Raw genomic sequence first — 23,478 nt, 5'->3', positions numbered from 1 at the left:
CTCCCCGCTCCCGGCGGGACGCCCCGGTTCCGGACGCCCTGCCACACCCCCGGTTCCGGTTCCGGACGCGCCGTAACCGGCGGGTGCACGGCACCACCGGTGTGGTGCCGCTCACACCGCCTGTGCGGACGGCGGGGCCGTTAAGCACTGGCGTCCGGCTCCGCCCGGCGGATAGCGTCCTCACCGCCGGGCGCCCCGCCCCGGGCGCGCCCACGACAGGGCGGAGAGCATATGACGCGCATGGCCGACGGCAGCGCTGGCGACGCCGACTACGGTGTCATCGCCCGCACCTACACCGACCACCGCCGCCCCGACCCGCGGATCGCGGCCGCCGTGCACCGCGCGCTCGGTGACGCGCGCACGGTCCTCAACATCGGTGCGGGCGCGGGCTCCTACGAGCCCCTCGACCGCGAGGTCACCCCGGTGGAACCCTCCGCCAGCATGCGGGCCAAACGCCCGGACACCCTGCCCGCGGCGCTCGACGCGGTCGCCGAGAGCCTCCCCTTCCCCGACGGGGCCTTCGACGCCGCCATGACCACGTTCAGTGTCCACCAGTGGCGCGACCTGGAGGCCGGGCTGGCCGAGGCCCGGCGGGTCACCGCGGGCCCCGTGGCCGTGCTCACCTGCGACCCGGACCTGGTGCGCGACTTCTGGCTCCACGAGTACGCGCCCGAGGTCCTGGACACCGAGGCCCGCCGCTACCCGGCGATCGCCGACCTGGCCGCGGGGCTGGGCGGCGCCACCAGCGTCGTGCCCGTCCCCGTGCCCCTGGACTGCTCCGACGGGTTCAACGAGGCCTACTACGGGCGGCCGGAGGGCCTGCTGGAGGTGGGCGCGCGCCTGTCCTGCTCGTCGTGGAGCTTCGTGGACGAGGCGGTGCACGAGCGGTTCACCGCCCACCTGTCCCGGGACCTGGCCGACGGGACCTGGGACCGCCGGTTCGGACACCTGAGGGGAGTGCCCGAGCTGGAGGGTTCGCTGGTGCTGGTGGTGTCGGTCCCCGACTAGGAACCGGGGCCGTACGGCCCCCGCCCGCCGACCGGGGCCCGGCGGGCGCGCCGTGCGCCTCCCCGGCCGGAACCGGACACCGGACACGGTGCGTGGTCGCCGCACGTCACGGACCCCCGACGGTCTGTCACGCCACGTCCGCGCGTGCATATGTAAGCAACGCCGGACGGGCTTGACGCGGACACCCGAGGGGACAAGGCTTTGGAGAATGTCACCCCTCGAAGCGTCTCCTCTGCCCTCTCGGGGCGAGCCGCGGGCCGGGATCGCGCCCGAGTTCCGCAACCTCGTCAACGGGCGCGTCCGCCTCTCCGAGTACGACCCCAAGTGGCCCTACCTGTTCCGGCGCGAGGACGGGAGGGTCCGCGCCGCCCTCGGCGACCGCGTGCTGCTCTTCGAGCACGTCGGCTCCACCGCCGTGCCCGGCCTCGCCGCCAAACCCTGCGTGGACCTGCTGCTCCTCGTCGCCGACTCCTCGGACGAGGCCGCCTACCTGCCCGACCTCGAAGCCGCCGGGTACCCCCTGGTGATCAGGGAGCCCGACTGGTACGAGCACCGGGTGTTCAAGGGCTCCGAGGTCAACCTCAACCTGCACGTGTTCAGCCGGGGGTGCGAGGAGGCCGAGCGCATGCGCCGCTTCCGCGACCACCTCATCGCCGACGCCGACGCGCGCGAACGCTACACGGCGGTCAAGCGCGAGCTGGTCGGGCGGACCTGGGACCGCATCCAGGACTACGCCGACGCCAAGACCGACATCATCCGCCGGCTCCTCGCCGAGGCGGACGCCGGGAGGGGCGCCACCGGCTGACCGGTTCCCGGCCGACCGGGCCGCGGCCAGGGGCGTGTACCGTCTCCCGACGGCGGACGCGCCCCCGCCTCCGGGCCCCAGCGGCCCCGGACCCGCCGATCCGCGCCCGCGGGCCCCGGGACCGCGCGGACGCGCCCCCGGCGGGCGGGAACAGCGGGCGCGACCGCGGGCGGAAACCGCGCGGACGCGCCCCGACGCCTCCGGGCTCAGCCCAGCGAGCGCAGCTGGTCCTGGAACCACCGGCGCGGCGGCAGCGCCACCGCGGCCTCGGCCAGCCGCTCCCTGCGCCCGCGCCGCTCCTCAGCGGGCATCGACAGCGCCTCGTGCAGCGCCTCCGCCGTCTCCACGGTGTCGTAGGGGTTGACCAGCAGCGCGTGCCCGCCCAGCTCATCGGCCGCCCCCGCCTCGTGCGACAGCACCAGTACCGAGTCCCGCTCCGACAGGACCGGGCCCTCCTTGGCCACCAGGTTCATGCCGTCCCGGATCGGGTTGACCAGCAGCACGTCGGCCAGCTGGAACGAGGCCAGCGAACGCGGGTAGTCGTCGTTGACCTCCAGGATCAGGGGCGTCCACTCGGGGGTCGCGAACTCCTCGTTGATCTCCTTGGCGGTCCGCAGCACCGCGTCGGTGTACTCGCGGTACTCCGGCACGTCGCCCCGGCTCGGGTAGGCGAACGCCAAGTGGGTCACCCGACCCCGCCACTCGGGGCGGGCGGTCAGCAGCTCGCGGTAGGCCTCCAGGCCCCGCACGATGTTCTTGGACAGCTCCGTGCGGTCCACCCGCACGATCAGCCTCGTGTCGCCGACCGCCTCCTCCAGGGTGCTCCGGCGCGAGGCCACGGCCGGGTCGGCGGCGCTCTGGCGCAGCCCCTCCCCGTCCGCGCCCAGGGCGTGCACGCCCACCCCGACCACCCGGCCGCCGTGCTCCACGGTGCGCCGCTCGAAGTCGACCTTCGCGCGCAGGATCTCCTCGCAGCAGCGCAGGAACGCGTCCGCCCAGCGCGGGCTGAGGAAGCCCAGCCGGTCCGCGCCCAGCATGCCCTCCAGCAGCTCGCGCGCGACCTGACCGGGCAGCATCCGGAAGTACTCCGGGGGAGCCCACGGGGTGTGTGAGAAGTGCGCGATGCGCAGGTCGGGGCGGCGCGCGCGCAGGATCCGCGGCACCAGCGCCAGGTGGTAGTCCTGCACGGCGACGCGGGCGCCCTCGGCGGCACCGGCCACCAGGGCCTCGGCGAACGCGTTGTTGTAGGCGGTGTAGTCCTCCCACGTCCGCCGGAAGCGCGAACCGAAGGACGGCTTGTTGGGGGTGTCGTACAGCATGTGCTGCACGAACCACAGGGTCGAGTTGGCCACCCCGGTGTAGGCGCCGTCGAAGGTCTGCCGGGGGATGTCCAGCATGTGGACCCGCATGCCGTCCAGGTCGTAAGCCTGGTCCAGCCGGGCCTGCGGCGCCTCCGCCGCGGCCCGCCGGTCGGCGTCGGACAGGGCGGCGCACACCCAGATGCTGTCGATCTCGGTGGCGACCGAGATCATCCCCGACACCAGTCCGCCCCCGCCGCGCCGATGCTCCAGCGAGCCGTCGTCGGCGGTCGAGAAGGACACGGGCCCTCTGTTGGAGGCGATGAGGATCTGTGCCTTGTCCACGTGGTCGTCCTCTCGGAGAAAAAGCGATCGGGGTGGGGCGGTGGTGAAAGGGGGTCGCATCCTATGTCTCGCCTGTCGACAGCCGCCCCAAACCCCGCGCGGGTCAGCGGGGGTGCGCGTCACACGTCCAGCGCGCCGGGGGTGCGCCCTCCCGGCCCGGACCAGCGCCGTCTCACCATGTGAGCCGTTTCGTGTTACCCGGGTCACCAGGCGTGGAAAACCGGCCGGCACCTCCGTTACAGTTGCGGTGCGGATCCGACAGGACCAGCGCAAAACTTCATATTGCTCATCCAGAGGGGTGGAGGGACCGGCCCTGCGAAGCCCCGGCAACCATTCCAGCATGTGACACCCGCGAACCCGCGGGACGGCTGGGACAGGTGCCAACTCCGGCCTGGGGACAAGGTGTCCGCCAGGAAAGATGAGGGGAGACGCCTCGCCATGGCGATTGCCGCCACCGAACCCACCGCCGCCCGCTCCTTCGGCCCCGGCACCGCGCTCTCCTGTCGCGAGTGCGGCGAGCGCTACGAACTCACCCCCCGGTTCGCCTGCGAGTTCTGCTTCGGCCCCCTTGAGGTCGCCTACGACTTCGGGACCGTCACCCGCGCCGACATCGAGAGCGGCCCCAAGAGCATCTGGCGCTACCGCTCCCTCCTGCCCGTCCCGGCCAACGTCGCCGAGCTGCCCAACATGGCCCCCGGCCTGACCCCGCTGGTGCGGGCCGACCGCCTCGCGGCCGAACTGGGCCTGGACTCCCTCCACGTCAAGGACGACTCCGGCAACCCCACGCACTCCTTCAAGGACCGCGTGGTCGCCATCGCCGTCGAGGCCGCCCGCACCTTCGGGTTCACCACCCTGTCCTGCTCCTCCACCGGCAACCTGGCCGGAGCCGTCGGCGCCGCCGCCGCGCGCGCCGGGTTCGAGTCCTGCGTGTTCATCCCCGCCGGGCTGGAGGAGGCCAAGGTGGTCATGGCCTCCGTCTACGGCGGCAAGGTCGTGGCCATCGACGGCAACTACGACGACGTCAACCGCTTCTGCTCCGAGCTCATCGGCGACCCGGTGGGCGAGGGCTGGGGCTTCGTCAACGTCAACCTGCGCCCCTACTACGGCGAGGGCTCCAAGACGCTGGCCTACGAGATCGCCGAGCAGCTCGGTTGGCGCCTGCCCGAGCAGATCGTCGTCCCGATCGCGTCCGGCTCCCAGCTCACCAAGATCGACAAGGGCTTCCAGGAACTGGTCAAGCTCGGCCTGGTCGAGGACCGCCCGTACCGGATCTTCGGCGCCCAGGCCACGGGCTGCTCCCCGGTCGCGCAGGCCTGGGACAAGGGCATCGACGTCATCCAGCCGGTCAAGCCCGACACCATCGCCAAGTCGCTGGCCATCGGCAACCCGGCCGACGGGCCCTACGTGCTGGACATCGCCAAGCGCACGGGCGGATCGGTGGAGCACGTGGGCGACGACGAGATCGTCGACTCCATCAAGCTCCTCGCCCGCACCGAGGGCATCTTCGCCGAGACCGCGGGCGGCGTCACCACCGGCGTGCTGCGCAAGCTCGTCCGCGAGGGCAGGCTCGACCCGAAGGCCGAGACGGTCGTGCTCAACACCGGTGACGGGCTCAAGACCCTGAACGCCGTCGACGCCGGGGTGAGCGCCACGATCAAGCCGTCGCTGAGCGCCTTCACCGACGCCGGTCTGGCCTAGACAGTGTCCTCCGGGGCCTCCGCTTCGCTTCGGCCCGCCCGTCGCCCGCCGTCGCCCGCAGGGGCGCCACGCGACGAGGCGGGCTACCGCCCCCCACGGACGCGAAGCCCGGCACTTTCGTTGTTCGGGCGCCCGAGCGACCCCTCCGGCGCTGAGGCCCCGTAAGAGCAGGCTCAGGCCGCCCCGACCACCCGTCATCTCCCACGAGTAAGGAAGTCCGCCATGAGCGCCAGCGTCCGCGTGCCCACCATCCTGCGCACCTACACCAACGACGCCTCCGAGGTCTCCGCCGAGGGCGCCACCCTGGCCGAGGTCCTCGACGACCTGGAGGCCAACTACCCCGGCATCCGCGCCCGCATCCTGGACGACAGCGGCAAGGTGCGCCGCTTCGTCAACGTCTACATCGGCGACGAGGACGTGCGCTTCGATAAGGGCCTGCAGACCGAGGTCGCCGACGGCGCCCAGGTCTCCATCATCCCGGCGGTCGCCGGGGGCTGCTGAGCCCCGGCGTGAGGGGCGGCCGCGGCGCGACAGGGCGCCGGGGCCGCCCCTTCGCCGTCCGCGGGGCCCCGCGCGCTCCGCGAAACCCGGTGCGCCCGGGTCCGCCGCTCCCTAGCCTGGGCGCATGGGCATCGAGATCCGGCTGTTCCGGGAGTCCGACAGGGAAGCGGTCATCGCTCTGGCACTGCGCGCGTGGGAACCGGTGCACGCGTCGCTGCGCCGGGTCCTGGGGGAGGAGGTCTACCCGGTCCTGGTCCCGGACTGGCGGCGCAGCCAGTACGACGAGGTGGCCGGGAGCGTCGACGCCGGGGACCAGCGCGTGTGGGTCGCCGAGGCCGACGGCGCGGTCGCGGGCTTCGCCACCGCCAGGATGCTCCCCGACGACGACATGGGGGAGATCCACCTGCTCGCCGTCGACCCCGACCACCAGGGGCGGGGCGTGGGGACGGCGCTGACCGGGGCCGCCACCGACTGGATCCGGGAGCAGGGGGCGGCGGTGGCCATGGTCGAGACGGGCGGCGACGACGGTCACGCCCCGGCCCGCGCCACCTACGAGCGCGCCGGTTACACCGCGCTGCCGATCGTGCGGTACTTCCGCAAGCTGTAGCGGCGCGGGGGACCGCCCGGGGCGCGGCCCTGGCTCGCCGAACCGCCTCGTCGCTGCTCGTAGGCTGGAGGGGATTCCGGTCGAACGAGGGTGGAGATGTCGGCGACACGGCTGTTGGTCCTGGGTGTGGTGCGCATGGAGGGGCAGGCCCACGGGTACCGGGTGGGCCGTCAGCTCCTGGACTGGGGCACCGAGCACTGGGCCAACATCAAGTGGGGCTCCATCTACCACGCCCTGCGCAAGCTCTCCCAGGAGGGCAGGCTGCGCGAGTTCGTGGCCGAGGGGGACGAGGTGGTCGACCGCGTCTCCTACGCGATCACCGAGGACGGCGAGGCCGAGCTGCACCGCCTCGTCCGCCGCGGGCTGACGCGCAGGGAGGACCCCGCGATGCTCTTCGCGGCGGTCACCCTCATGACCGCCCTGCCGCGCGCGGAGGTCGTCGCGCTGCTGGAACAGCGCCTGGAGCTGCTGGAGAGGACCGAGGGCGAGCTGCGCCCCTCCGAGGACTGGGGCAAGCCCGCGCACGTGCGCGAACTCTTCGGCCTGTGGCGGGGCACGCTCGGGGCCGAGGCCCGCTGGACGCGTGAACTCGTCGCCTCCCTGAGGGCCGGGGAGTACACCATGGCCGACGACGGCCCCGATGCCTTCGGGCTGCCCCCGGTGCCGGGGGCGGCCGCCCGCGACCGCTGACCCGGCGGCCCTCCCGCCTCCATCGGCCCCGCCGCCTCCGCTTCCCCCGTCCGCGCGGGCCCCGCCGACCAGGTCGGATCCCCGGGGCGCGGACCGAGCGCTTATTAAACTTTGAATATTCCGTCCGGTGGTGCACACTCTCTCTCGTACTCAAGTTTTAATAAGGAGAGGGATGATCCACACACGTGGGCTGACCCGGGACTTCCGGGTCGGCAAGGAGGTCGTCCAGGCCGTCCGCGGCGTCGACATCGACGTCGCGGAGGGCGAACTGGTCGCCCTGCTCGGACCGAACGGCGCGGGGAAGTCGACCACGCTGCGCATGCTCACCACCCTGCTCGAACCCACCTCGGGCACCGCCGTGGTCGCGGGGCACGACGTCCGCACCGCGCCCGCCGAGGTGCGCCGCAGGATCGGCTTCGTCGGCCAGGGACACGGCGCCGGAGAGGACCAGCGGGCCCGGGAGGAGCTGTACACGCAGGGGCTGCTGTACGGGCTCGACCGGCGCACCGCGCGCCGCCGCGCCGACGGTCTCCTCGACCAGCTGGAGCTGGGCGGCGCCGCCGACCGCGAGGTCACCAAGCTCTCCGGCGGACAGCGCAGGCGCCTCGACATCGCCATGGGGCTCATCCACGAGCCGGGGCTGCTGTTCCTGGACGAGCCCTCCACCGGACTCGACCCGCACAGCCGGGCCAACCTGTGGGAGCACATCACCCGGCTGCGCGACCGGACGGGCACCACGGTCGTGCTCACCACCCACTACCTCGACGAGGCCGACGACATGGCCGAGAGGGTCCTGGTCATCGACCACGGCAGGGTCATCGCCGACGGCACCGCCGACGAGCTCAAGGGCAAGGTCTCCGGTGACCTGGTCACCCTCACCGTGCCGGACGCAGAGCAGGCGCGCACCGCCGCCGGGATCGCCGAACGTGCGCCCTCCGCCGGAACCGCGGAGGTGCTCGCGGACGCGGGGCGCGACGCCGAGGTGCGCCTGCGCGTGGAACGCGGGGACACCGTGCTGCCCGAGCTGCTGCGCGGACTGGACGCGGCCGGGGTCCCGCTGCTCTCCGTCCGGGTGCAGCGGCCCACCCTGGACGACGTGTTCCTGACCCTGACCGGACGCAGCCTGAGGGAGGAGGGGGCATGAGCTTCCACGAGATGACCGGGACCCCGGCGGGGGCGCCCGCGGCGCGGGGGCCGGGCCTGGTGCGCGACACCGTGACCGTCTTCGCCCGCCAGATGCGGCCGTTCCTGCACCGGCCGCCGATGCTGTTCTTCGGCATGCTGCAACCGGTGCTGTACCTGGTGCTGTTCGCGCCCCTGCTGACGGGGCTGGCCGGCGCCGAGGGGCAGGACCCGTGGCAGTGGTTCGTCCCCGGCCTGCTGGTGATGCTCGGCCTGTTCACGGCCGGGTTCGCCGGGTTCGGGCTGCTGCCGGAGATGTCCTCCGGAGCGCACGAGCGGCTGCTGGCCACCCCGGTGAGCCGGGTGTCGCTGCTGCTGGGGCGGGTCCTGCGCGACGTGGTGATGATGCTGGCGCAGATGGTGCTCATCCTCGTGCTGGTGGTGCCGCTCGGGTTCGAGGCGTCGCTGGCGGGAGCCGTCGTGGGGCTGCTCCTGCTCGCCGTCCTGGGTGCCGGGCTGGCCACGCTGTCCTACCTGGCGGCCCTGGCGGTCAAGCAGACCTACGTGTTCGCGCCCATCGTGCAGACGCTGATCATGCCGCTGATGCTGCTGTCCGGCGTGCTGCTGCCGATGGAGCTGGCGCCGCCGTGGCTGTACGCGCTCTCGCGGGCCAACCCGGTGGCCTACGTGGTGGACGCCGAGCGCGCCCTGTTCGCCGGGCAGTGGGACGCCTCGGTCGCCCTCGGCTGGGCCGTGGCGGTGGTGCTGGCGGTCGCCGCGCTGGCCGGGGGGTCGCGGGCGATGCGCCGCCTCAGCTCCTGACCGGGGCGCCGCTGTCGGGGTCGGGCCGGGGTCCGTCCGGAGCCGGGGGCGAAGCCCGGCCGGGGGCGGTGGAGCAGGGTCGGAGCGGGAGCGGAGCCGCGCGCCGGGAGAGGTGGGAACCGGTGCGCGGCTCCGTCCGCTCAGCGCGGAAAACCCGCATGTCATACGGTGTTTATGCAGGTAGATGCGGAAATGCCGGGATGGGAAATCGTGACCACATCGTTTGCACTCGCCGGGGTCGAGTGCTAAAAAGGGAACTGGTTAGCACTCGCCTTCACTGAGTGCTAACCGGATCGAGGCTGCGAGATCGCGGCTCCCGGCAGCAGGGTTGCCGGGAGGTTCCGCGGTCGTCCGTCGCGGGCGCATGCCTCGTCCCATCGCGTATCAGCCCGGTCACGGGAGGACAAGAACTCAATGGCAGCCAAACTGATCGCGTTCGACGAGGAGGCCCGTCGCGGCCTTGAGCGCGGCATGAACCAGCTCGCTGACGCCGTCAAGGTCACGCTCGGCCCCAAGGGCCGCAACGTCGTCCTGGAGAAGAAGTGGGGCGCCCCCACGATCACCAACGACGGTGTCTCCATCGCCAAGGAGATCGAGCTCGAGGACCCGTGGGAGAAGATCGGGGCCGAGCTGGTCAAGGAGGTCGCCAAGAAGACCGACGACGTCGCGGGTGACGGCACCACCACCGCCACCGTGCTCGCCCAGGCGCTCGTTCGCGAGGGCCTGCGCAACGTCGCCGCCGGCGCCAACCCGATCAGCCTCAAGCGCGGCATCGAGTCCGCCGTCGCGCGCATCAACGAGGAGCTCGGCAACCTCTCCAAGGACATCGAGACCAAGGAGCAGATCGCCTCCACCGCCTCGATCTCCGCCGGCGACCCCCAGATCGGCGAGACCATCGCCGAGGCCATGGACAAGGTCGGCAAGGAAGGCGTCATCACGGTCGAGGAGGGCCAGACCTTCGGGCTGGAGCTCGAGCTCGCCGAGGGCATGCGCTTCGACAAGGGCTACATCTCGCCCTACTTCGCCACCGACCTGGAGCGCATGGAGACGGTCCTCGAGGACCCCTACATCCTCATCGTCAACTCCAAGATCTCGAACAACAACGAGTTCCTGCCGGTTGTCGAGAAGGTCCTCCAGGCCGGCCGCCCGCTGGTCGTCATCGCCGAGGACCTGGAGGGCGGCGCCCTCCAGACGCTGGTCGTCAACAAGATCCGCGGCACCTTCAAGTCCGTCGCCGTCAAGGCCCCGGGCTTCGGCGACCGCCGCAAGGCCCAGCTCGGCGACATCGCCGTGCTGACCGGCGGCCAGGTCATCACCGAGGAGGTCGGCCTCAAGCTGGAGAGCACCGAGCTCGACATGCTCGGCCGCGCCCGCAAGGTCGTCGTCACCAAGGACGAGACCACCATCGTGGACGGCGCCGGTGACGCCACCGCGATCGCCGGTCGCGTGAACGAGATCCGCAACGAGATCGAGCGCACCGACTCCGACTACGACCGCGAGAAGCTCCAGGAGCGTCTCGCCCGCCTGGCCGGCGGCGTGGCCGTCATCAAGGCCGGTGCCGCCACCGAGGTGGAGCTCAAGGAGCGCAAGCACCGCATCGAGGACGCCGTCCGCAACGCCAAGGCCGCGGTCGAGGAGGGCATCCTGCCCGGCGGTGGTGTCGCTCTGCTCCAGGCCAGCGTCCCGGCCTTCGAGAAGCTGGAGCTGGAGGGCGACGAGGCCATCGGCGCCGACATCGTGCGCCGCGCCATCGCCGAGCCGCTCAAGCAGATCGCGATCAACGCCGGCCTCGAGGGCGGCGTCGTGGCGGAGAAGGTCAAGAACCTGGAGCCCGGGTTCGGCCTGAACGCCGCCACCGGCGAGTACACCGACCTGTTCAAGGACGGCGTCATCGACCCGACCAAGGTCACCCGCTCGGCTCTGCAGAACGCGGCTTCCATCGCCGGTCTGTTCCTGACCACCGAGGCCGTCATCGCCGAGAAGCCGGAGAAGGCCGCCGCTCCCGCCGGCGACCCGACCGGTGGCATGGGCGGCATGGACTTCTAGTAGGTCCGTGAGACCTCGGGCCCCCGGGCCCGCAGGTGTCTGAGGTCCGGATACGCGACCTCGCCCGCGACGACCGGGCGGCCCCTTCGGGGGTCGCCCGGTTTCGCCTTTTCCGGGGTGAGGCACGGCGCTCTTCCTCGTGCTAAGCCGGGTTGTTCCGCGAAGCGTCGGACGGACGCGGGCGCGGAGTCCTACGCTTCCGGTATGAAGGCACGAGTTGGAGGAGTCCGGCCATGACGGAAGCCGCCCCGGCGGTGGGGCTGTCGCGGTGGAACTACCTGCTGGGCATCTGTCGAGAGCTGGACGTGCCCGACGGTTGGCGGGCGGAGATCCTCGATGAGGACAGCATTCGGCTCGTGGCGCCCCCGTCCATGCCCCCACAACGTCATCGCGTCCCGGGTGAGCCGGTCGTTGTTCGCCACCATCCCCGATGACCGGGGTGTCTACCAGGTCCTCGGAATTCAGTTGCCAGCGGTCGAGCAGTTGTACATGCCTGATCTGGTCGTCATGTCCGAGCACGTTCTCCCCGACCCCTCCTGGACCCCCTGCCCGGCGGACGAGGCGGAACTGGTGGTCGAGATCGTCTCCCGGAGCAGCAGGGACACCGACCGCAGGAAGAAGCTGTGGGGTTACGCGCACGCGCCGGTCCCGCTCTACCTGCTGATCGACGCCTGGGACGAGGCGGGGCCGTCGGTCACCCTCTACGAGCAGCCCGGCAACGGCCGCTACAACCACGCCACGACCGTGGACTTCGGCGCGAAGATTCGGCTGCCGGAGCCCTTCGACGTCGATTTGGACACGTCCAGGTTCCCCGGCCCCGACCAGTGGTCTTCCTGACCCGGGCGCGGACGCAGCGGCGGCCCGGGGGCGTACGCCCGCCGGGTTCCGGCTCCGGCCAGCGGTACTCCCGAGGGTGCGGACCGCGTCCTCAGCCGCGCAGAAGGCCTCCAGGCCCAGCGCCAGCGGCACCCCCGAGCACGCGGGCGGCAGCGGCCCGAGGCCCCTCAGTCCTCGCCGTGCCAGGCCCGCCACAGGTCGGCGTAGGAGCCGCCGCGGGCCAGCAACTCGTCGTGGCTGCCCAGCTCGCTGATCCGGCCGTCCTCCACCACCGCGATCCGGTCGGCGTCGTGCGCGGTGTGCAGCCGGTGCGCGATGGCCACCACCGTGCGCCCCGACAGCACCCCCGCCAGCGAGCGTTCCAGGTGGCGGGCCGAACGCGGGTCCATCAGGGACGTGGCCTCGTCCAGCACCAGCACGTCGGGGTCGGCCAGCACCACGCGGGCCAGGGCCAGCTGCTGCACGTGCGCCGGGTCCAGCGGGGCGTGGCCCGACCCCACCCGCGTGCCCAGCCCCTCCGGCAGCGCGCGCACCCAGGGCTCGGCGTCCACGGCGGCCAGCGCCTCCCACAGGCGCTCCTCGTCCACCTCGGCCGCGCCCTCGGGCCGGTCCAGCGCCAACGCCAGGTTCTCGGCGATCGTGCCCCGGAACATGTGGCTCTCCTGGCTCAGCAGGATCGCCCGCGCGCGCCGTTCCTCGGGAGGCAGGCCCGACACCGGCGCACCGCTCACGCGGACGGCGCCCGAGGTGGGCGGGTGCACGCCCGCGATCAGCTTGCCCAGGGTCGACTTGCCCGCGCCGCTCGGACCCACCACGGCCAGGCGTTCACCGGGCGCCAGCACCAGGTCGACGCCGTGCAGGACCTCCGCGTCGGTGTAGGCGAAGCGCACGTCCTCCACCCGCACCTCGCCGGGCCGGGCGGTCCCGGCCGCGTCCGCCGCGGAGCGCGCCCTCCCCTCCGGTTCCCCGGCCAGCTCCACGCCCAGCAGCCTGCGCATGCTCGTGAAGCCCATCATCAGGCTGTCCACCTGGTCCAGCAACTGGTCCAGGGGCCGCGCCATCTGCCTGCTGAGGAAGACCGCGGTGGCGATCCCGCCCAGGCTCAGCGCTCCGTCGGCGTACAGCAGGCCAGCCACCAGGAAGGTCAGCGCGATCGGGAACATGTACCCGAACTCCAGCGGCGGGTACCAGACGCAGCGCAGCCACAGCGTGTACCGCTCCGCCGCGTAGGCCCGCCCCACCCTTTGTTCGTTGAGCGCGATCCGCCGGGCCTGGCGTCCCAGCGACTCGATGGTGTGCGCGCCCTCCACGGTGTCGGTCACGCTCTGGGTCAGCTCCGAGTAGGTGCCCAGCTCGCGCACGTACCCGTCCGGGGCCCTGCGCGCGTACCAGCGCGTGGACAGCCACAGCACGGGCGCCGACGGCAGCCACGCCAGCAGCAGGAGAGGGTGCAGGACGATGAGCGCCGTGGTGACGACCACCAGGGTCACCGTGCTCACCGCCATCACCGGCACCGAAACGCGCACGGTGTGGCTCAGGTGGCCGATGTCGCGGCCGGTGCGCGCCACGAGGTCGCCCGTGCCCGCCCGCTCCACCACTCCCATCGGGAGCCGGAGCACCGCGCGCACGAACTCCTCGCGCAGCTCGGCCAGCACGCTCTCGCCGAACCGGATCGAGGCCGCCACGGAGGCCAGGGTGAACCCGGCGTGCAGCACCAGCGCCGCGACGATGAGCCAGGCGAGCACGTCGACGCGCGAGGCCGCCTGCTCCGAGGCCGCGGACGGCGCCCCCTCGGCGCGCACGGTGTCGATGATCAGACCCAGGATCCAGGGCGAGGCCAGCGCCGTGAGCGCGGCCGTCCCGTACAGCAGGACGACGACGGCGAGCAGCCGTCCGTGCTCGCGCCCGGCACGGCGCAGCCGCCGCCACACGGCAGCGACCGGCGCGATCGGCAGTCCCGCCGCGCGGTGCTCCGCGGGAGCGGCGGACGCGGCGGGATCGGCGGGCGCTCCGGGTGCGCGGGCCGCCTCGGGCGCTCGGGGCGTTTCGAACACTCCGGACGCCTGCGGCGGGCCGAGGGTCTCGGCGTTGTCGGCGGCCCGGGTCATGGCTTCCCCTCCGTGGGAACGGCGCGCAGGACGGTGGCGGCGTAGTTCGGGCACTCGGCGAGGAGGGCGCGGTGGGTCCCCTCGGCCGTGAGGCGGCCCTCCTCGACGAACTGCACGTGGTCGGTGTGGTCGAGCAGCAGGGGGCTGGTGGTGACCAGGCCGGTCGTGCGCCCCGCCCGCTCGGCGGGCAGCCCGGCGGCGATCGCGGCCTCGGAGTGGGCGTCCACGGCGGAGGCGGGCTCCACCAGGATCAGGATCTCCGGCTCCAGGGCCAGGGCGCGGGCCAGGCGCAGGCGCTGCTGCTGGCCGCCGGAGTACTCGCGGCCGCGCTCGGTCAGCAGCGCGTCCAGTCCGGCGGCGGACTGGCGCACCACGTCGTCGGCGTGCGCGGCGCGCACGACCTCGGCCAGGCGTTCGTCGGAGATCCCCTGGTCCGGGGACAGTTCACCGCGCAGGGTTCCGGAGAACAGATGCGCGTCGTTGGCGGCCACCAGGACGCGGCGGCGCACCCGGGACCGGGGCAGGTCGCGCAGGCGCACGGTCCGGCCCGTGGCCGTCTCGACCAGTGCGGCGTGCGCGCCCTCCTCGTCCCGGTAGCGCCCCAGGCGTTCGGTGATGGCGGTGGCGTCGGCGGGGTCGGCGCAGACCACGCCGGTGGTGCGGTGCGCGGCGAGGGTCACTCCGCTGCCCGGGTCGTGCAGGTCGCAGGGGCCGGCCGGTTCCGGCTCGGGGCGCTCGGGGTCGGGGTGGTCGTGCTCCAGGCGCAGCACGCGCACCACGCGACCGGCGGCCACCCGGGCCGAGACGTACATGGACAGGGAACGCATCAGGTGGCGCACGGCCATGGAGAGCGTTCCGGCGTAGCCGTAGAACGCGACGAGCTGGCCGACGGTGATCTCCCCGGTCAGGGCCAGGCGCGCGCCGTACCAGACGATGCCCACGAGGAGGAGGCCCGGGAGGAGCTCGCGCACGGCGTTGAGGGCGGCGTCCACCCAGCCCACGCGCATGGCGGCGGAGCGGACCCCCTGGGAGGCGGTGCGGTAGCGGTGGTCCACGGTGCGCTCGCCGCCCACGCCCCGGAGCACGCGCAGGCCCGCGACCAGGTCGGTGGCCAGGGTGGTGAGTTCGGCCTGCCGGTCGCGCTGGTGCTCCTGGCGGCGGGAGAACAGGTTCAGCAGGGGGACCATCCCCGCCATGATGAGCGGGACCGACACCAGGACGATGACGCCGAAGGCGACGTGCGAGGTGAGCATGAGGGCGCTGACCGCGGCCACCGTCACGAAGACGGCCAGGAGCTGGCCCACCGTCTCGTAGAAGTCGCCGACGCGGTCGATGTCCTCGGTGCCCACGGCCACCACCTCGCCGGAGGGCAGACGCCGGGTGAGCGTGGGGCCCATGCGCACGGAATGGTTGGTGACCACCTGGATCGTGCGGTAGGCGGACGCGTACCAGCTGAAGCAGTCGGCCCGGTGGGAGAGGGGGACGAGTGCGACGGAGACCGCGACGAGGGCGCTGAGGACGCCGAACCAGCCGAGGAGGGCGTCCGGGTCGCCTCGGGTGACCCCGGAGTCGAGGGCGGCGCCGAGCGCGGCGGAGATGAGCACGCCGGTGAGCATGAAGGCGCCCGTGGTGGTCCCGGCCCACAGCAGTGAGCGGCACTCCTTCCGGGCGAGCCACCACAGGAACCGGTCGGCCGAACGGCGTTCGGGAACGCCGGTGGGCTGGGGAAGTGTCCGCACAGTATCCGGACTGTAACCAGCGGGGAGGGGCGCGGGCCACCCATTTTTCCGGGGCTGGGAGGGGCCGGGCCCGGATCAGACGACGGTGCCCTCGGCATGGAGGAGTTCGATGAGGCGGCGCACCGCCGGGGCGCAGCGCCCGCGGTCGGCGAAGCCGATCCACGCCAGTTCGGCGATCTCGTTGTCCGCCGAGATCTCGCCGTCGTACTCGGCGGTGTGGCACGACAGGCGCACACGGGTGCCCGGGCCCTGGGCGTGGGCGGCCTCGTCGATCACCGCTATCCGGCGGACGGTGTCCGGCCGCAGCACGACGCTGACCTCCTCCAGCGCCTCGCGGGCCACCGCGGCCTCGTCGCTCTCCCCGGGCTCGCGCTTGCCCCCGGGCAGGTAGAACAGGTCCACTCCGTCGGTGCGGACGCACAGCAGGCGCCCCTCGCGGACGTGGACCCAGGCCAGGGCGTCGATGACGGCGGGGGAGGAGGGCGGGATGGGTGACATGCGACCACCCTATGCCAGGGCGCGGATGTCACCTTTGGGAAACACAGTCGTTACCCCCCTGGGGGCGAGGGGCTCCGCCGGGTAATGTGACTTTTTGGGAGCGCTCCCATGCGCGCAGTAACGGGGAAGCAGGGAAACCGGGGAACACCACACCGAAGGAAGGCTCATGTCCCGCACACGCATAGCCGTCGGAGCAGCAGTGAGCTCCGTCTCGGCACTGGCCCTGGGAACGGCGCTGCTCGCCACGGCGCCCGCCTCGGCCGCCGACTCCGAGTTCTACGTCAACCCCAACACGTCGGCGGCCGTCTGGGTCGAGGAGAACCCGAACGACCCCCGGGCCGACGTCATCCGCGACCGCATCGCCTCGGTCGCCCAGGCCACCTGGTTCACCCAGTACAACCCCGCCGAGGTCCGCGACGACGTGGACGCGGTGGTCAGCGCCGCCGACGCCCAGGGCCAGACCCCCATCCTGGTGGTCTACAACATCCCCGGCCGCGACTGCGGCAACCACAGCGGCGGCGGGGCGCCCAGCCACGACGCCTACCGCGCCTGGGTCGACGAGGTCGCCGCGGGGCTGGAGGGCCGGTCCGCCACCATCGTCCTGGAGCCCGACGCCCTGCCGCTGGTGAGCGGCTGCAGCGACCCGTCCGAGCTCCTGGACTCCATGGCCTACGCGGGCAAGGCGCTCATGGAGGGCTCCTCCGAGGCCAGGGTCTACTTCGACATCGGCAACTCGGCCTGGCTGGACCCGCAGGAGGCCGCCGGCCTGCTCAACGGCGCGGACGTCGCGAACAGCGCGCACGGCGTCGCCACCAACACCTCCAACTACAACTGGACCCACGACGAGGTCGCCTTCGCGGAGGCCGTCATCGCCGCGACGGGCGTGCCCGGCCTCGGCGCCGTGATCGACACCAGCCGCAACGGCAACGGCCCCGCCCCCCAGAACGAGTGGTGCGACCCGCCGGGGCGGATGATCGGCCGCCCCAGCACCACCGACACCGGGAACCCGCTGATCGACGCCTTCATCTGGACCAAGCTGCCCGGTGAGGCCGACGGCTGCATCGCGCCCGCGGGGCAGTTCGTGCCCCAGGCCGCCTACGACATGGCGGTGAACGCCCCCGAGTACCCCACCGACCCCGGCGAGCCGACCGACCCGCCCGAGGGCGAGGGCTGCACGGCCGACTACAGGGTCGTCAGCGAGTGGGGCAACGGCTTCCAGGCGGCGGTGACGGTCACCGCCGAGGACTCCCTCAGCGGCTGGACCGTGACGTGGACCTACGCCGACGGGCAGCGGTTCAGCCAGGGCTGGAACGCCGAGTTCTCCAGCAGCGGGTCGCGGGTCACCGCCTCCGACCTCGGCTGGAACGGCACGCTCAGCGCCGGCGGCAGCACCGAGTTCGGGTTCACCGGGACCCACGGCGGTAGCAACGGCGCGCCCGAGGTGACGTGCTCCGCGGCCTGACCGCACTGACGGGGTGGGGCCCAGCGGGTCCCGCCCCGTCCTCCTGGCCGCCTCCGGCCAACCGCGCCGAACCCCGTACCCCGGGGCCGGGGAACCACTAGCATCCCCGGTGGGCGAAGGGCGGACACGGATGACGGTTCCACAGGTGGGCGAGCGGACCCTGGTGGAGGACAGCGCCTGCGGCGGTTTCCCCGCGCAGGAGGCCGGTTCCCGGCGGGCCCGCGAACGGGCCTACAACCTCTACAGCGCGGCCGTCGGCGCCTGCCTGAGCAGGACCGGGCTCCGGGAGCGCGCCGCCGAACTCCTCGCCCGGGAGGCACGGCTGCCCTTCCTCGACGACGGGGAGGTCGCCCGGGTCAACCGGGAGCTCCCGGGGATCGTCGCCGAACTGCGGGCCGAGCCGATCCGGGTCCGCGACGGCGCGACCCCCGGGGATCCGGGCCCCGTCCTGTCCGGGGCCGACCTGGACGCGCTGTTCGACCTCGCGCTCCGCGACCGGCTCACCGGACCGGCCCGCGAGCGGCCCCGGCTCCTGCTCCTGGGCGGCCAGCCCGGCTCGGGCAAGTCCACCCTCCAGCGCCTGGTCCTGCCGTTCCTGCCCGAGGGCACCGTCAGCTACGACGGCGACGACCTGCTGCGCCTGGCGCCGGACTACGAGTGGGCGATGGCCGCCGACGACCGGGCCGCCTCCGCCGCCCTGGCCCGGCAGGTCGGCGGCCTGCACGGGCTGGCCATGGCGCACATGCGCGCGGGCCGCGTGGACGCCGTGTGCAGCCACCCCCTCGGCCGCGCCGACTGGGCCGCGTCCTGGGTGGAGGGGTTCCGCGACGCCGGGTACCGGGTGGAGGTCGCCCTCGTGGCCACCCACAGTTCCAACAGCCGCTTCGCGATCGCCGACCGGTACGCCCGGGCCCGCGCCGACCAGGGTTTCGGCAGGTGGATGCCCGAACTCCACCATGACCGTTTCTATCTGGGCCTCCCCAACACGGTGGAGTTCCTGGAGACCCACCGGCTGGCGGACTCGCTCTACGTCCTCTCCCGCGACGGCGACGTGCTCTACGCCAACCACCGGGAGGAGGACGACTGGCGGACCGAGCCGTTCGGGCGCGTCGCCCTGGAGGCCGAACGCGGGCGCCGGGAGCTGTGGCACGCGTCCGGGCGCGCCCCGCGCAGCGCGGTCTGAGCGGCCCGGCGGGCTGCCGTCCGGGCGGGCCCGGCCGGTTCTCAGTCCCGGGCCGCCAGCCTCCGCACGGCCTCCCGGTCCTCCTCGCCGAACCGCTCCTCCAGGTCCTCGGGCGTGGCGTCCAGGTCGATGCGCGACACGGGCACCCCGCGCGCGGACCCGATCGCGCCGAGGCGGCGCAGCGCGCGGTCGCCCGCGTAGCGGACCAGTTCGCCCGGAGGCAGTTCGTAGCGGCGGGTCGCCGGGTCGCCCGAGGGCTCCTCACCGCGTTCCACCGTGGACGTCACGTGCGGCAGCAGTTCGTCCAGCCGATCGCGCACCACGTCCCAGTTGGCGTCGTCGGCCGCGACGTGGCGGCGACAGGTGAAGGTGCCCCACGCCATGTGGCGCCGCTCGTCGTCGCCGATCATGCGCACGATCCGGCGCATCCCCGGGAAGACGTCGCGCGCCGTGCACAGGTGGTTCCAGGCGTAGTACCCGGTCAGCGCCAGCGAGCCCTCGATGACGTGGTTGTAGGTCACCGAGGCGCGCACCTGGTTGCGGGGGCTCGGGTCCTCCAGCAGCGCCTCCAGCGAGCTGGGCAGCTCCTCGTAGAACAGCGTCCGGTACCCCGGGTTGGCGTCCACGTACCCGTGCAGGTCCTCGTGGACCCCGAGCGCGTCCAGCCACAGCCGGAACGCCTGGACGTGCCTGGCCTCCTCGAAAGCGAACTGGGTCAGGTACATCTCGTCGCCCAGCCGCCCCTCCGCGGCCATGGCCCGCAGGAAGGGCTGGATGTCCTCCGTGACCGCCTCCTCTCCCGCCACGAAGAACGCGCACAGCCGCAGGATCCGCGCCCGGGCCCCCTCTCCCAGCCCCTCCCAGTCCTCGGCGTCCCGGCTCAGGTCGATGTCGGCCGGGTTCCAGAACCGGGCGTTGCCCTTGGCGAACAGCTTGAGAGGGAGGGAGTCCCAGTTCAGGCCGCCGCCCCGGAGCGAGTGGAAGCCGGTGCGGCGCCGCGCGGGAGAGGGCGGGGGCGGGGCGGGGGAGACGGGCATGGGGAGGACCTCCTGGCCGCTGGGGGGAGCTGCTGTGCCCTCATGATTGGACACGGAAGGGGTTCGTGTAAAGAGCGAACGGGGTGTGCGGCGCCAAAAACCGAATCCGACTCGGCGGATGTCCGACCGCGGCCGTTGACGGCGCGCCCCCGCCGAAACGGTACGGTCGGGGAGTACCGACCGCACCGAACGATCGGGGAACGACGTGTTCTGTGGTGATCCCGGCACATCCGGCTACACCGCGTGCGCCGCCCAGACCCAGCTCTTCGCGTTGGCCTCCGCCATCCCCGCCCTGCTCGGCATGGCGCTCCTCGTGGCGGCCTTCACCGCGCCGTCCGTGCGGGGCGACCGGCTCCTGCGCACCCGCACCCTGAGCTACTCCCTGGTGGCCTGGGGCATCGCCGCGGGCACCTACGTCATGGGCGGTCTGCCGTCCTTCTGAGCGACGCGAACCCCGGCCGGACGCGCCCCGCCGGGCCGCGTGCGGGGCCGCCCGCCCCGGTCAGATCTCCTCGCCCGACAGCAGGTCGCCGGCGTCGGTGATCCGGTAGGCGTACCCCTGCTCGGCCAGGAAGCGCTGCCGGTGCGCGGCGTAGTCCTGGTCGAGGGTGTCGCGCGCCACCACCGCGTAGAAGCGGGCGGCGCGGCCGTCGGCCTTGGGGCGCAGGACCCGGCCGAGCCGCTGCGCCTCCTCCTGCCGCGAGCCGAAGGACCCCGACACCTGCACCGCGACACCGGCCTCGGGCAGGTCGATGGAGAAGTTCGCGACCTTCGACACCACCAGCGTCCGCAGGTCCCCGGAGCGGAAGGCGTCGAAGAGGCGCTCGCGCTCCTTGTTGCGGGTCTCGCCCTTGATCACCGGCGCGCCCAGCGACGCGCCGAGCTCGTCCAGCTGGTCGATGTAGGAGCCGATGACCAGCACCTGCTCATCGGGGTGGCGCTCCACGATCTCCCGGACCACCGAGGTCTTGGTCTCGGAGGAGGCGCAGAACCGGTAGCGGTCCTCCGGCTCGGCGGTCGCGTACGCCAGCCGCTCGGCCTCCGACAGGTCCACCCGCACCTCGACGCAGTCCGCGGGGGCGATCCACCCCTGGTTCTCCATGTCCTTCCACGGCGCGTCGTAGCGCTTGGGGCCGATCAGCGAGAACACGTCGCCCTCGCGGCCGTCCTCGCGCACCAGGGTCGCGGTCAGGCCCAGTCGGCGCCGGGCCTGGAGGTCGGCGGTCATCCGGAAGATCGGCGCGGGCAGCAGGTGCACCTCGTCGTAGACGACCAGGCCCCAGTCGCGGGCGTCGAACAGCTCCAGGTGCGTGTACACGCCCTTGCGCCTGGCCGCCATGACCTGGTAGGTCGCGATGGTGACGGGGCGGATCTCTTTGCGGGTGCCCGAGTACTCGCCGATCTCGTCCTCGGTCAGCGAGGTGCGCCGCAGCAGCTCGGTCTTCCACTGGTGCACCGACACCGTGTTCGTCACCAGGATGAGCGTGGTCGCCCCGGTCATGGCCATCGCCGCCGCGCCGACCACGGTCTTTCCCGCGCCGCACGGCAGGACCACCACGCCGGACCCGCCCGCGTGGAAGCTCTCCGCGGCCTCCCTCTGGTAGCCGCGCAGCTCCCAGCCGTCCTGGTCGAGGTCGATGGGGTGCGCCTCGCCGTCCACGTACCCGGCCAGGTCCTCGGCGGGCCACCCGATCTTGAGCAGCGCCTGCTTGAGGTTGCCGCGCTCGCTCGGGTGCACGGCGACCGAGTCCTCGCCCAGCCGCTCGCCCAGCATGCCCTTGAGCTTCTTGGCGCGGACGACCTCCTCCAGCACGGCGCGGTCGGAGGACTCCAGGACCAGACCGTGCCGCGGGTCGCCCACGAGCCGCAGCCGCCCGTAGCGGTCCATCGTCTCGGCGATGTCCACCAGCAGCGAGTGCGGCACCGGGAACTTGGAGAACCGGATCAGCGCGTCCACGACCTGCTCGGCGTCGTGCCCGGCGGCACGGGAGTTCCACAGGGCCAGCGGTGTGATCCGGTAGGTGTGCACGTGTTCGGGCGCGCGTTCGAGTTCGGCGAAGGGGGCGATGGCCCGGCGGCACTCGCCGGCCAGCTCGTGGTCGACCTCCAGCAGGAGCGTCTTGTCGGACTGGACGATCAGGCAGGACAACACGGACCTTCAATCTCGCGGGGCGGGGGCGGCCACAGGTGCAACGCATCCGGGCCTCCGATCATGCCCGCGGGGCCCGTGCTCTCGTGGACCCCGCTGACCGGGCCGTTCGGGACCGCGGCCGCTCCCGGGGACGCCGCGGCCGCCGTACGGGGTGTAGCCGCCGGTCCACGCCCGTGCTCCTTCCGTGGAGCGCGGTGCGCGGCACCGGGGGGACCCGGCAGGGGCCCGGTCAGGAGGTGAACATGAGCATCACCATGGCCAGGACGACGACCGGGATGAGGAACAGGACGAACAGGGCGAAGTAGGCGAAGTTGCAGGCCCAGGTGTACCGGATGTACCGCTCCACCCGTTCGGGGTCGGGAAGCCTGCGCAGCGTCGCGATGCCGAACCAGACCCCGGGCACGTTCACCGCCAGCAGGAAGAACCAGAAGCCCAGGTACATCATCAGGATCGACGCCGCCGCGCTGAGGACGGCCACCACCAGCGCGGCCACGGCGCCGCCCACGCGGGCGGGAGGGGCCGCCGGGGGGACCGCCCCGGGGGGAAGCGCGGGGTCGGCGGGCGCCGCCAGCGGGGAGGCGCTCGCGGGGGCGGGGCCCGTGGCGTGTCCGCCCGGTCCCGGCGCGCCCGGCACACCGCCCGGTCCCGGCGCGCCCGGCACACCGCCCGGTCCGGGCGCGACCCGGGCCCCGGGCAGCCGGAACGGCGCCGGGCGTCCCCGGCCGCCTCCGGACACGGACCCCGGTGTGTGACCGTGCGTCCTCTCCCAGAAGGCCTTCGGGCCGCCTCCGCCGTTCATCACCGTTCGTCCCCCTCCCCCTGCCTGCCGGACCCGCCTCGTACCGCTTCCGGCGCCGTCGCCGCCGGACGTCCCCCCGCGCTCCGTGCAGACGCGGTGCCCGGTGGCCCCGTCCGCCAAACACGGCTCAGTAGTTGGTGACCGGGACGATCCCCTGGATCCAGGAGCCCGCCTGGGTGAACATCACCAGCGTCAGCACCAGCATCACGAAGAGCATCACCCCGGCCGCGCCCAGGCAGTACCAGGAGTAGCGCGTGAGCGTCTCCGCCTGGACCGCGCGCCCCCGGTCGCGGGCGTGGGCGGCGCGCACCGCGAACACGATCCCGGCGACGCCGAACAGCCAGTTCATGCAGCACACGAAGGTCAGGGCGTGCAGGATCAGCGCCATCGTCGAACTGCTGGCCCCGATCGCCGCCTGGCGTGCGTCGGGTCCGTCGCGCTCGTCCTCGCGGTCGTCGCGGCGGTCGCTCCCGGCCTCGCGCCCCCCGCCGCGCCCGGGGGCGCGGGACCTGCGGCGCTCGCGGTCGTCGTCGCGTCCGTGCTCACGGGGGGACGATGCCCCGGGGGGCAGCGATGCGTTGCTCATGGGGGTTCTCTCGCTGTCGGTGGGTCGACCAACTCGGTTCCAGACTAGCCCGCCGCCTCCGGGGCGGTCGTGAGGAACCCGGGTGCGCCCCGCGCCGTCGCCGTCCGGTACGGCGCGGCCCGCCCCCGTGGGCCC

General features: G+C 73.1%; 21 protein-coding genes and 1 riboswitch. Of the genes, 13 read left to right on the top strand and 8 right to left on the bottom strand.

Annotated elements, in window-relative coordinates; translation table 11 throughout:
- Positions 1–231: 231 nt before the first annotated feature.
- On the top strand, positions 232–1,008 hold the full coding sequence (locus UIS43_RS14715; protein ID WP_071622820.1) for a class I SAM-dependent methyltransferase: 777 nt from the start codon (positions 232–234) through the stop codon (positions 1,006–1,008).
- A 208-nt stretch (positions 1,009–1,216) separates the two neighbouring features.
- Positions 1,217–1,813: a GrpB family protein gene (locus tag UIS43_RS14710; RefSeq protein WP_013155206.1), complete on the top strand. Its 597-nt coding sequence runs from the start codon at positions 1,217–1,219 to the stop codon at positions 1,811–1,813.
- Positions 1,814–2,019: 206 nt separating this feature from the next.
- On the opposite strand, the gene UIS43_RS14705 is transcribed toward UIS43_RS14710, so the two are convergent.
- Complete coding sequence (locus UIS43_RS14705; protein ID WP_071622819.1) at positions 2,020–3,456, bottom strand: trehalose-6-phosphate synthase; 1,437 nt, start codon at positions 3,454–3,456, stop codon at positions 2,020–2,022.
- A gap of 283 nt (positions 3,457–3,739) precedes the next feature.
- Positions 3,740–3,881, top strand: a riboswitch (SAM riboswitch).
- A gap of 13 nt (positions 3,882–3,894) precedes the next feature.
- Between UIS43_RS14705 and thrC the strand changes: the two genes are divergently transcribed.
- The 8 genes from thrC to UIS43_RS14665 all read left to right on the top strand — a co-directional run bounded on the left by thrC (position 3,895) and on the right by UIS43_RS14665 (position 11,779).
- Positions 3,895–5,154, top strand: a complete 1,260-nt coding sequence (thrC, locus tag UIS43_RS14700; protein ID WP_013155204.1) for a threonine synthase — start codon at positions 3,895–3,897, stop codon at positions 5,152–5,154.
- A gap of 222 nt (positions 5,155–5,376) precedes the next feature.
- On the top strand, positions 5,377–5,655 hold the full coding sequence (locus tag UIS43_RS14695) for a ubiquitin-like small modifier protein 1 (protein ID WP_370010351.1): 279 nt from the start codon (positions 5,377–5,379) through the stop codon (positions 5,653–5,655).
- Between the two features lie 124 nt (positions 5,656–5,779).
- Positions 5,780–6,262 (top strand): GNAT family N-acetyltransferase, encoded by a 483-nt coding sequence (locus UIS43_RS14690; RefSeq protein WP_013155202.1) that lies wholly within the window; start codon positions 5,780–5,782, stop codon positions 6,260–6,262.
- 96 nt (positions 6,263–6,358) lie between these two features.
- Positions 6,359–6,952, top strand: a complete 594-nt coding sequence (locus UIS43_RS14685) for a PadR family transcriptional regulator (protein WP_370010349.1) — start codon at positions 6,359–6,361, stop codon at positions 6,950–6,952.
- 172 nt (positions 6,953–7,124) lie between these two features.
- Positions 7,125–8,096, top strand: coding sequence for a daunorubicin resistance protein DrrA family ABC transporter ATP-binding protein (locus tag UIS43_RS14680; RefSeq protein WP_013155200.1), 972 nt, complete (start codon positions 7,125–7,127; stop codon positions 8,094–8,096).
- Entirely contained in the window at positions 8,093–8,896 is an 804-nt protein-coding gene (locus UIS43_RS14675) for an ABC transporter permease (RefSeq protein ID WP_370010346.1), read from the top strand. Before UIS43_RS14680 ends, UIS43_RS14675 begins: the two co-directional genes overlap by 4 nt.
- A 414-nt stretch (positions 8,897–9,310) precedes the next feature.
- The gene (groL, locus tag UIS43_RS14670) at positions 9,311–10,942 is read left to right on the top strand and encodes a chaperonin GroEL (protein ID WP_013155198.1); all 1,632 of its coding nucleotides are present in this window, start codon (positions 9,311–9,313) and stop codon (positions 10,940–10,942) included.
- Positions 10,943–11,278: 336 nt separating this feature from the next.
- Positions 11,279–11,779 carry a Uma2 family endonuclease gene (locus tag UIS43_RS14665; RefSeq protein WP_358170464.1) on the top strand — a complete coding sequence of 167 codons (501 nt, stop codon included), beginning with the start codon at positions 11,279–11,281 and terminating at the stop codon, positions 11,777–11,779.
- Positions 11,780–11,946: 167 nt separating this feature from the next.
- On the opposite strand, the gene UIS43_RS14660 is transcribed toward UIS43_RS14665, so the two are convergent.
- From UIS43_RS14660 to UIS43_RS14650, 3 genes are all read right to left on the bottom strand, one after another.
- A complete protein-coding gene (locus tag UIS43_RS14660; protein ID WP_117197810.1) occupies positions 11,947–13,887 on the bottom strand; it encodes an ABC transporter ATP-binding protein in 1,941 nt (646 codons plus the stop codon).
- Positions 13,884–15,626, bottom strand: coding sequence for an ABC transporter ATP-binding protein (locus tag UIS43_RS14655; RefSeq protein WP_013155196.1), 1,743 nt, complete (start codon positions 15,624–15,626; stop codon positions 13,884–13,886). The genes UIS43_RS14660 and UIS43_RS14655 overlap by 4 nt, the downstream gene beginning before the upstream one ends.
- Before the next feature lie 75 nt (positions 15,627–15,701).
- Positions 15,702–16,124, bottom strand: coding sequence for an NUDIX domain-containing protein (locus tag UIS43_RS14650; RefSeq protein ID WP_013155195.1), 423 nt, complete (start codon positions 16,122–16,124; stop codon positions 15,702–15,704).
- Positions 16,125–16,290: 166 nt separating this feature from the next.
- Here UIS43_RS14650 and UIS43_RS14645 point away from each other — a divergent pair, with 166 nt between their 5' ends.
- Together UIS43_RS14645 and UIS43_RS14640 are read left to right on the top strand one after the other, a co-directional pair.
- On the top strand, positions 16,291–17,586 hold the full coding sequence (locus UIS43_RS14645) for a glycoside hydrolase family 6 protein (RefSeq protein WP_370010343.1): 1,296 nt from the start codon (positions 16,291–16,293) through the stop codon (positions 17,584–17,586).
- Between the two features lie 130 nt (positions 17,587–17,716).
- Positions 17,717–18,769, top strand: a complete 1,053-nt coding sequence (locus UIS43_RS14640) for a zeta toxin family protein (RefSeq protein ID WP_071622814.1) — start codon at positions 17,717–17,719, stop codon at positions 18,767–18,769.
- Positions 18,770–18,810: 41 nt separating this feature from the next.
- Here UIS43_RS14640 and UIS43_RS14635 read toward each other — a convergent pair whose 3' ends face one another.
- Positions 18,811–19,806, bottom strand: coding sequence for a R2-like ligand-binding oxidase (locus UIS43_RS14635; protein WP_370010341.1), 996 nt, complete (start codon positions 19,804–19,806; stop codon positions 18,811–18,813).
- A gap of 205 nt (positions 19,807–20,011) precedes the next feature.
- Here UIS43_RS14635 and UIS43_RS14630 point away from each other — a divergent pair, with 205 nt between their 5' ends.
- Complete coding sequence (locus tag UIS43_RS14630) at positions 20,012–20,248, top strand: hypothetical protein (RefSeq protein ID WP_013155191.1); 237 nt, start codon at positions 20,012–20,014, stop codon at positions 20,246–20,248.
- Between the two features lie 60 nt (positions 20,249–20,308).
- On the opposite strand, the gene UIS43_RS14625 is transcribed toward UIS43_RS14630, so the two are convergent.
- The 3 genes from UIS43_RS14625 to UIS43_RS14615 form a co-directional block, all read right to left on the bottom strand.
- Positions 20,309–21,955 (bottom strand): DNA repair helicase XPB, encoded by a 1,647-nt coding sequence (locus UIS43_RS14625; protein WP_013155190.1) that lies wholly within the window; start codon positions 21,953–21,955, stop codon positions 20,309–20,311.
- 232 nt (positions 21,956–22,187) lie between these two features.
- Positions 22,188–22,592 (bottom strand): hypothetical protein, encoded by a 405-nt coding sequence (locus tag UIS43_RS14620; protein WP_358454014.1) that lies wholly within the window; start codon positions 22,590–22,592, stop codon positions 22,188–22,190.
- A gap of 292 nt (positions 22,593–22,884) precedes the next feature.
- Positions 22,885–23,343 carry a hypothetical protein gene (locus UIS43_RS14615; RefSeq protein WP_013155188.1) on the bottom strand — a complete coding sequence of 153 codons (459 nt, stop codon included), beginning with the start codon at positions 23,341–23,343 and terminating at the stop codon, positions 22,885–22,887.
- Positions 23,344–23,478 lie beyond the last annotated feature (135 nt).

The organism is Nocardiopsis sp. LDBS0036 (assembly GCF_041228755.1).
Lineage (GTDB): Bacteria > Actinomycetota > Actinomycetes > Streptosporangiales > Streptosporangiaceae > Nocardiopsis > Nocardiopsis dassonvillei.
This window is presented reverse-complemented; position numbering and strand designations above follow the sequence as displayed.

Excerpts from the sequence above, each read along its gene's own strand:
- UIS43_RS14690 (WP_013155202.1), top strand. The coding sequence starts at position 5,780 with ATGGGCATCGAGATCCGGCTGTTCCGGGAGTCCGACAGGGAAGCGGTC.
- UIS43_RS14710 (WP_013155206.1), top strand. The coding sequence starts at position 1,217 with ATGTCACCCCTCGAAGCGTCTCCTCTGCCCTCTCGGGGCGAGCCGCGG.
- thrC (WP_013155204.1), top strand. The coding sequence starts at position 3,895 with ATGGCGATTGCCGCCACCGAACCCACCGCCGCCCGCTCCTTCGGCCCC.
- UIS43_RS14615 (WP_013155188.1), bottom strand. The coding sequence starts at position 23,343 with ATGAGCAACGCATCGCTGCCCCCCGGGGCATCGTCCCCCCGTGAGCAC.
- UIS43_RS14685 (WP_370010349.1), top strand. The coding sequence starts at position 6,359 with ATGTCGGCGACACGGCTGTTGGTCCTGGGTGTGGTGCGCATGGAGGGG.
- UIS43_RS14635 (WP_370010341.1), bottom strand. The coding sequence starts at position 19,806 with ATGCCCGTCTCCCCCGCCCCGCCCCCGCCCTCTCCCGCGCGGCGCCGC.
- UIS43_RS14715 (WP_071622820.1), top strand. The coding sequence starts at position 232 with ATGACGCGCATGGCCGACGGCAGCGCTGGCGACGCCGACTACGGTGTC.
- UIS43_RS14645 (WP_370010343.1), top strand. The coding sequence starts at position 16,291 with ATGTCCCGCACACGCATAGCCGTCGGAGCAGCAGTGAGCTCCGTCTCG.
- UIS43_RS14650 (WP_013155195.1), bottom strand. The coding sequence starts at position 16,124 with ATGTCACCCATCCCGCCCTCCTCCCCCGCCGTCATCGACGCCCTGGCC.
- UIS43_RS14680 (WP_013155200.1), top strand. The coding sequence starts at position 7,125 with ATGATCCACACACGTGGGCTGACCCGGGACTTCCGGGTCGGCAAGGAG.
- UIS43_RS14675 (WP_370010346.1), top strand. The coding sequence starts at position 8,093 with ATGAGCTTCCACGAGATGACCGGGACCCCGGCGGGGGCGCCCGCGGCG.
- UIS43_RS14660 (WP_117197810.1), bottom strand. The coding sequence starts at position 13,887 with ATGACCCGGGCCGCCGACAACGCCGAGACCCTCGGCCCGCCGCAGGCG.
- groL (WP_013155198.1), top strand. The coding sequence starts at position 9,311 with ATGGCAGCCAAACTGATCGCGTTCGACGAGGAGGCCCGTCGCGGCCTT.
- UIS43_RS14665 (WP_358170464.1), top strand. The coding sequence starts at position 11,279 with ATGAGGACAGCATTCGGCTCGTGGCGCCCCCGTCCATGCCCCCACAAC.
- UIS43_RS14640 (WP_071622814.1), top strand. The coding sequence starts at position 17,717 with ATGACGGTTCCACAGGTGGGCGAGCGGACCCTGGTGGAGGACAGCGCC.
- UIS43_RS14695 (WP_370010351.1), top strand. The coding sequence starts at position 5,377 with ATGAGCGCCAGCGTCCGCGTGCCCACCATCCTGCGCACCTACACCAAC.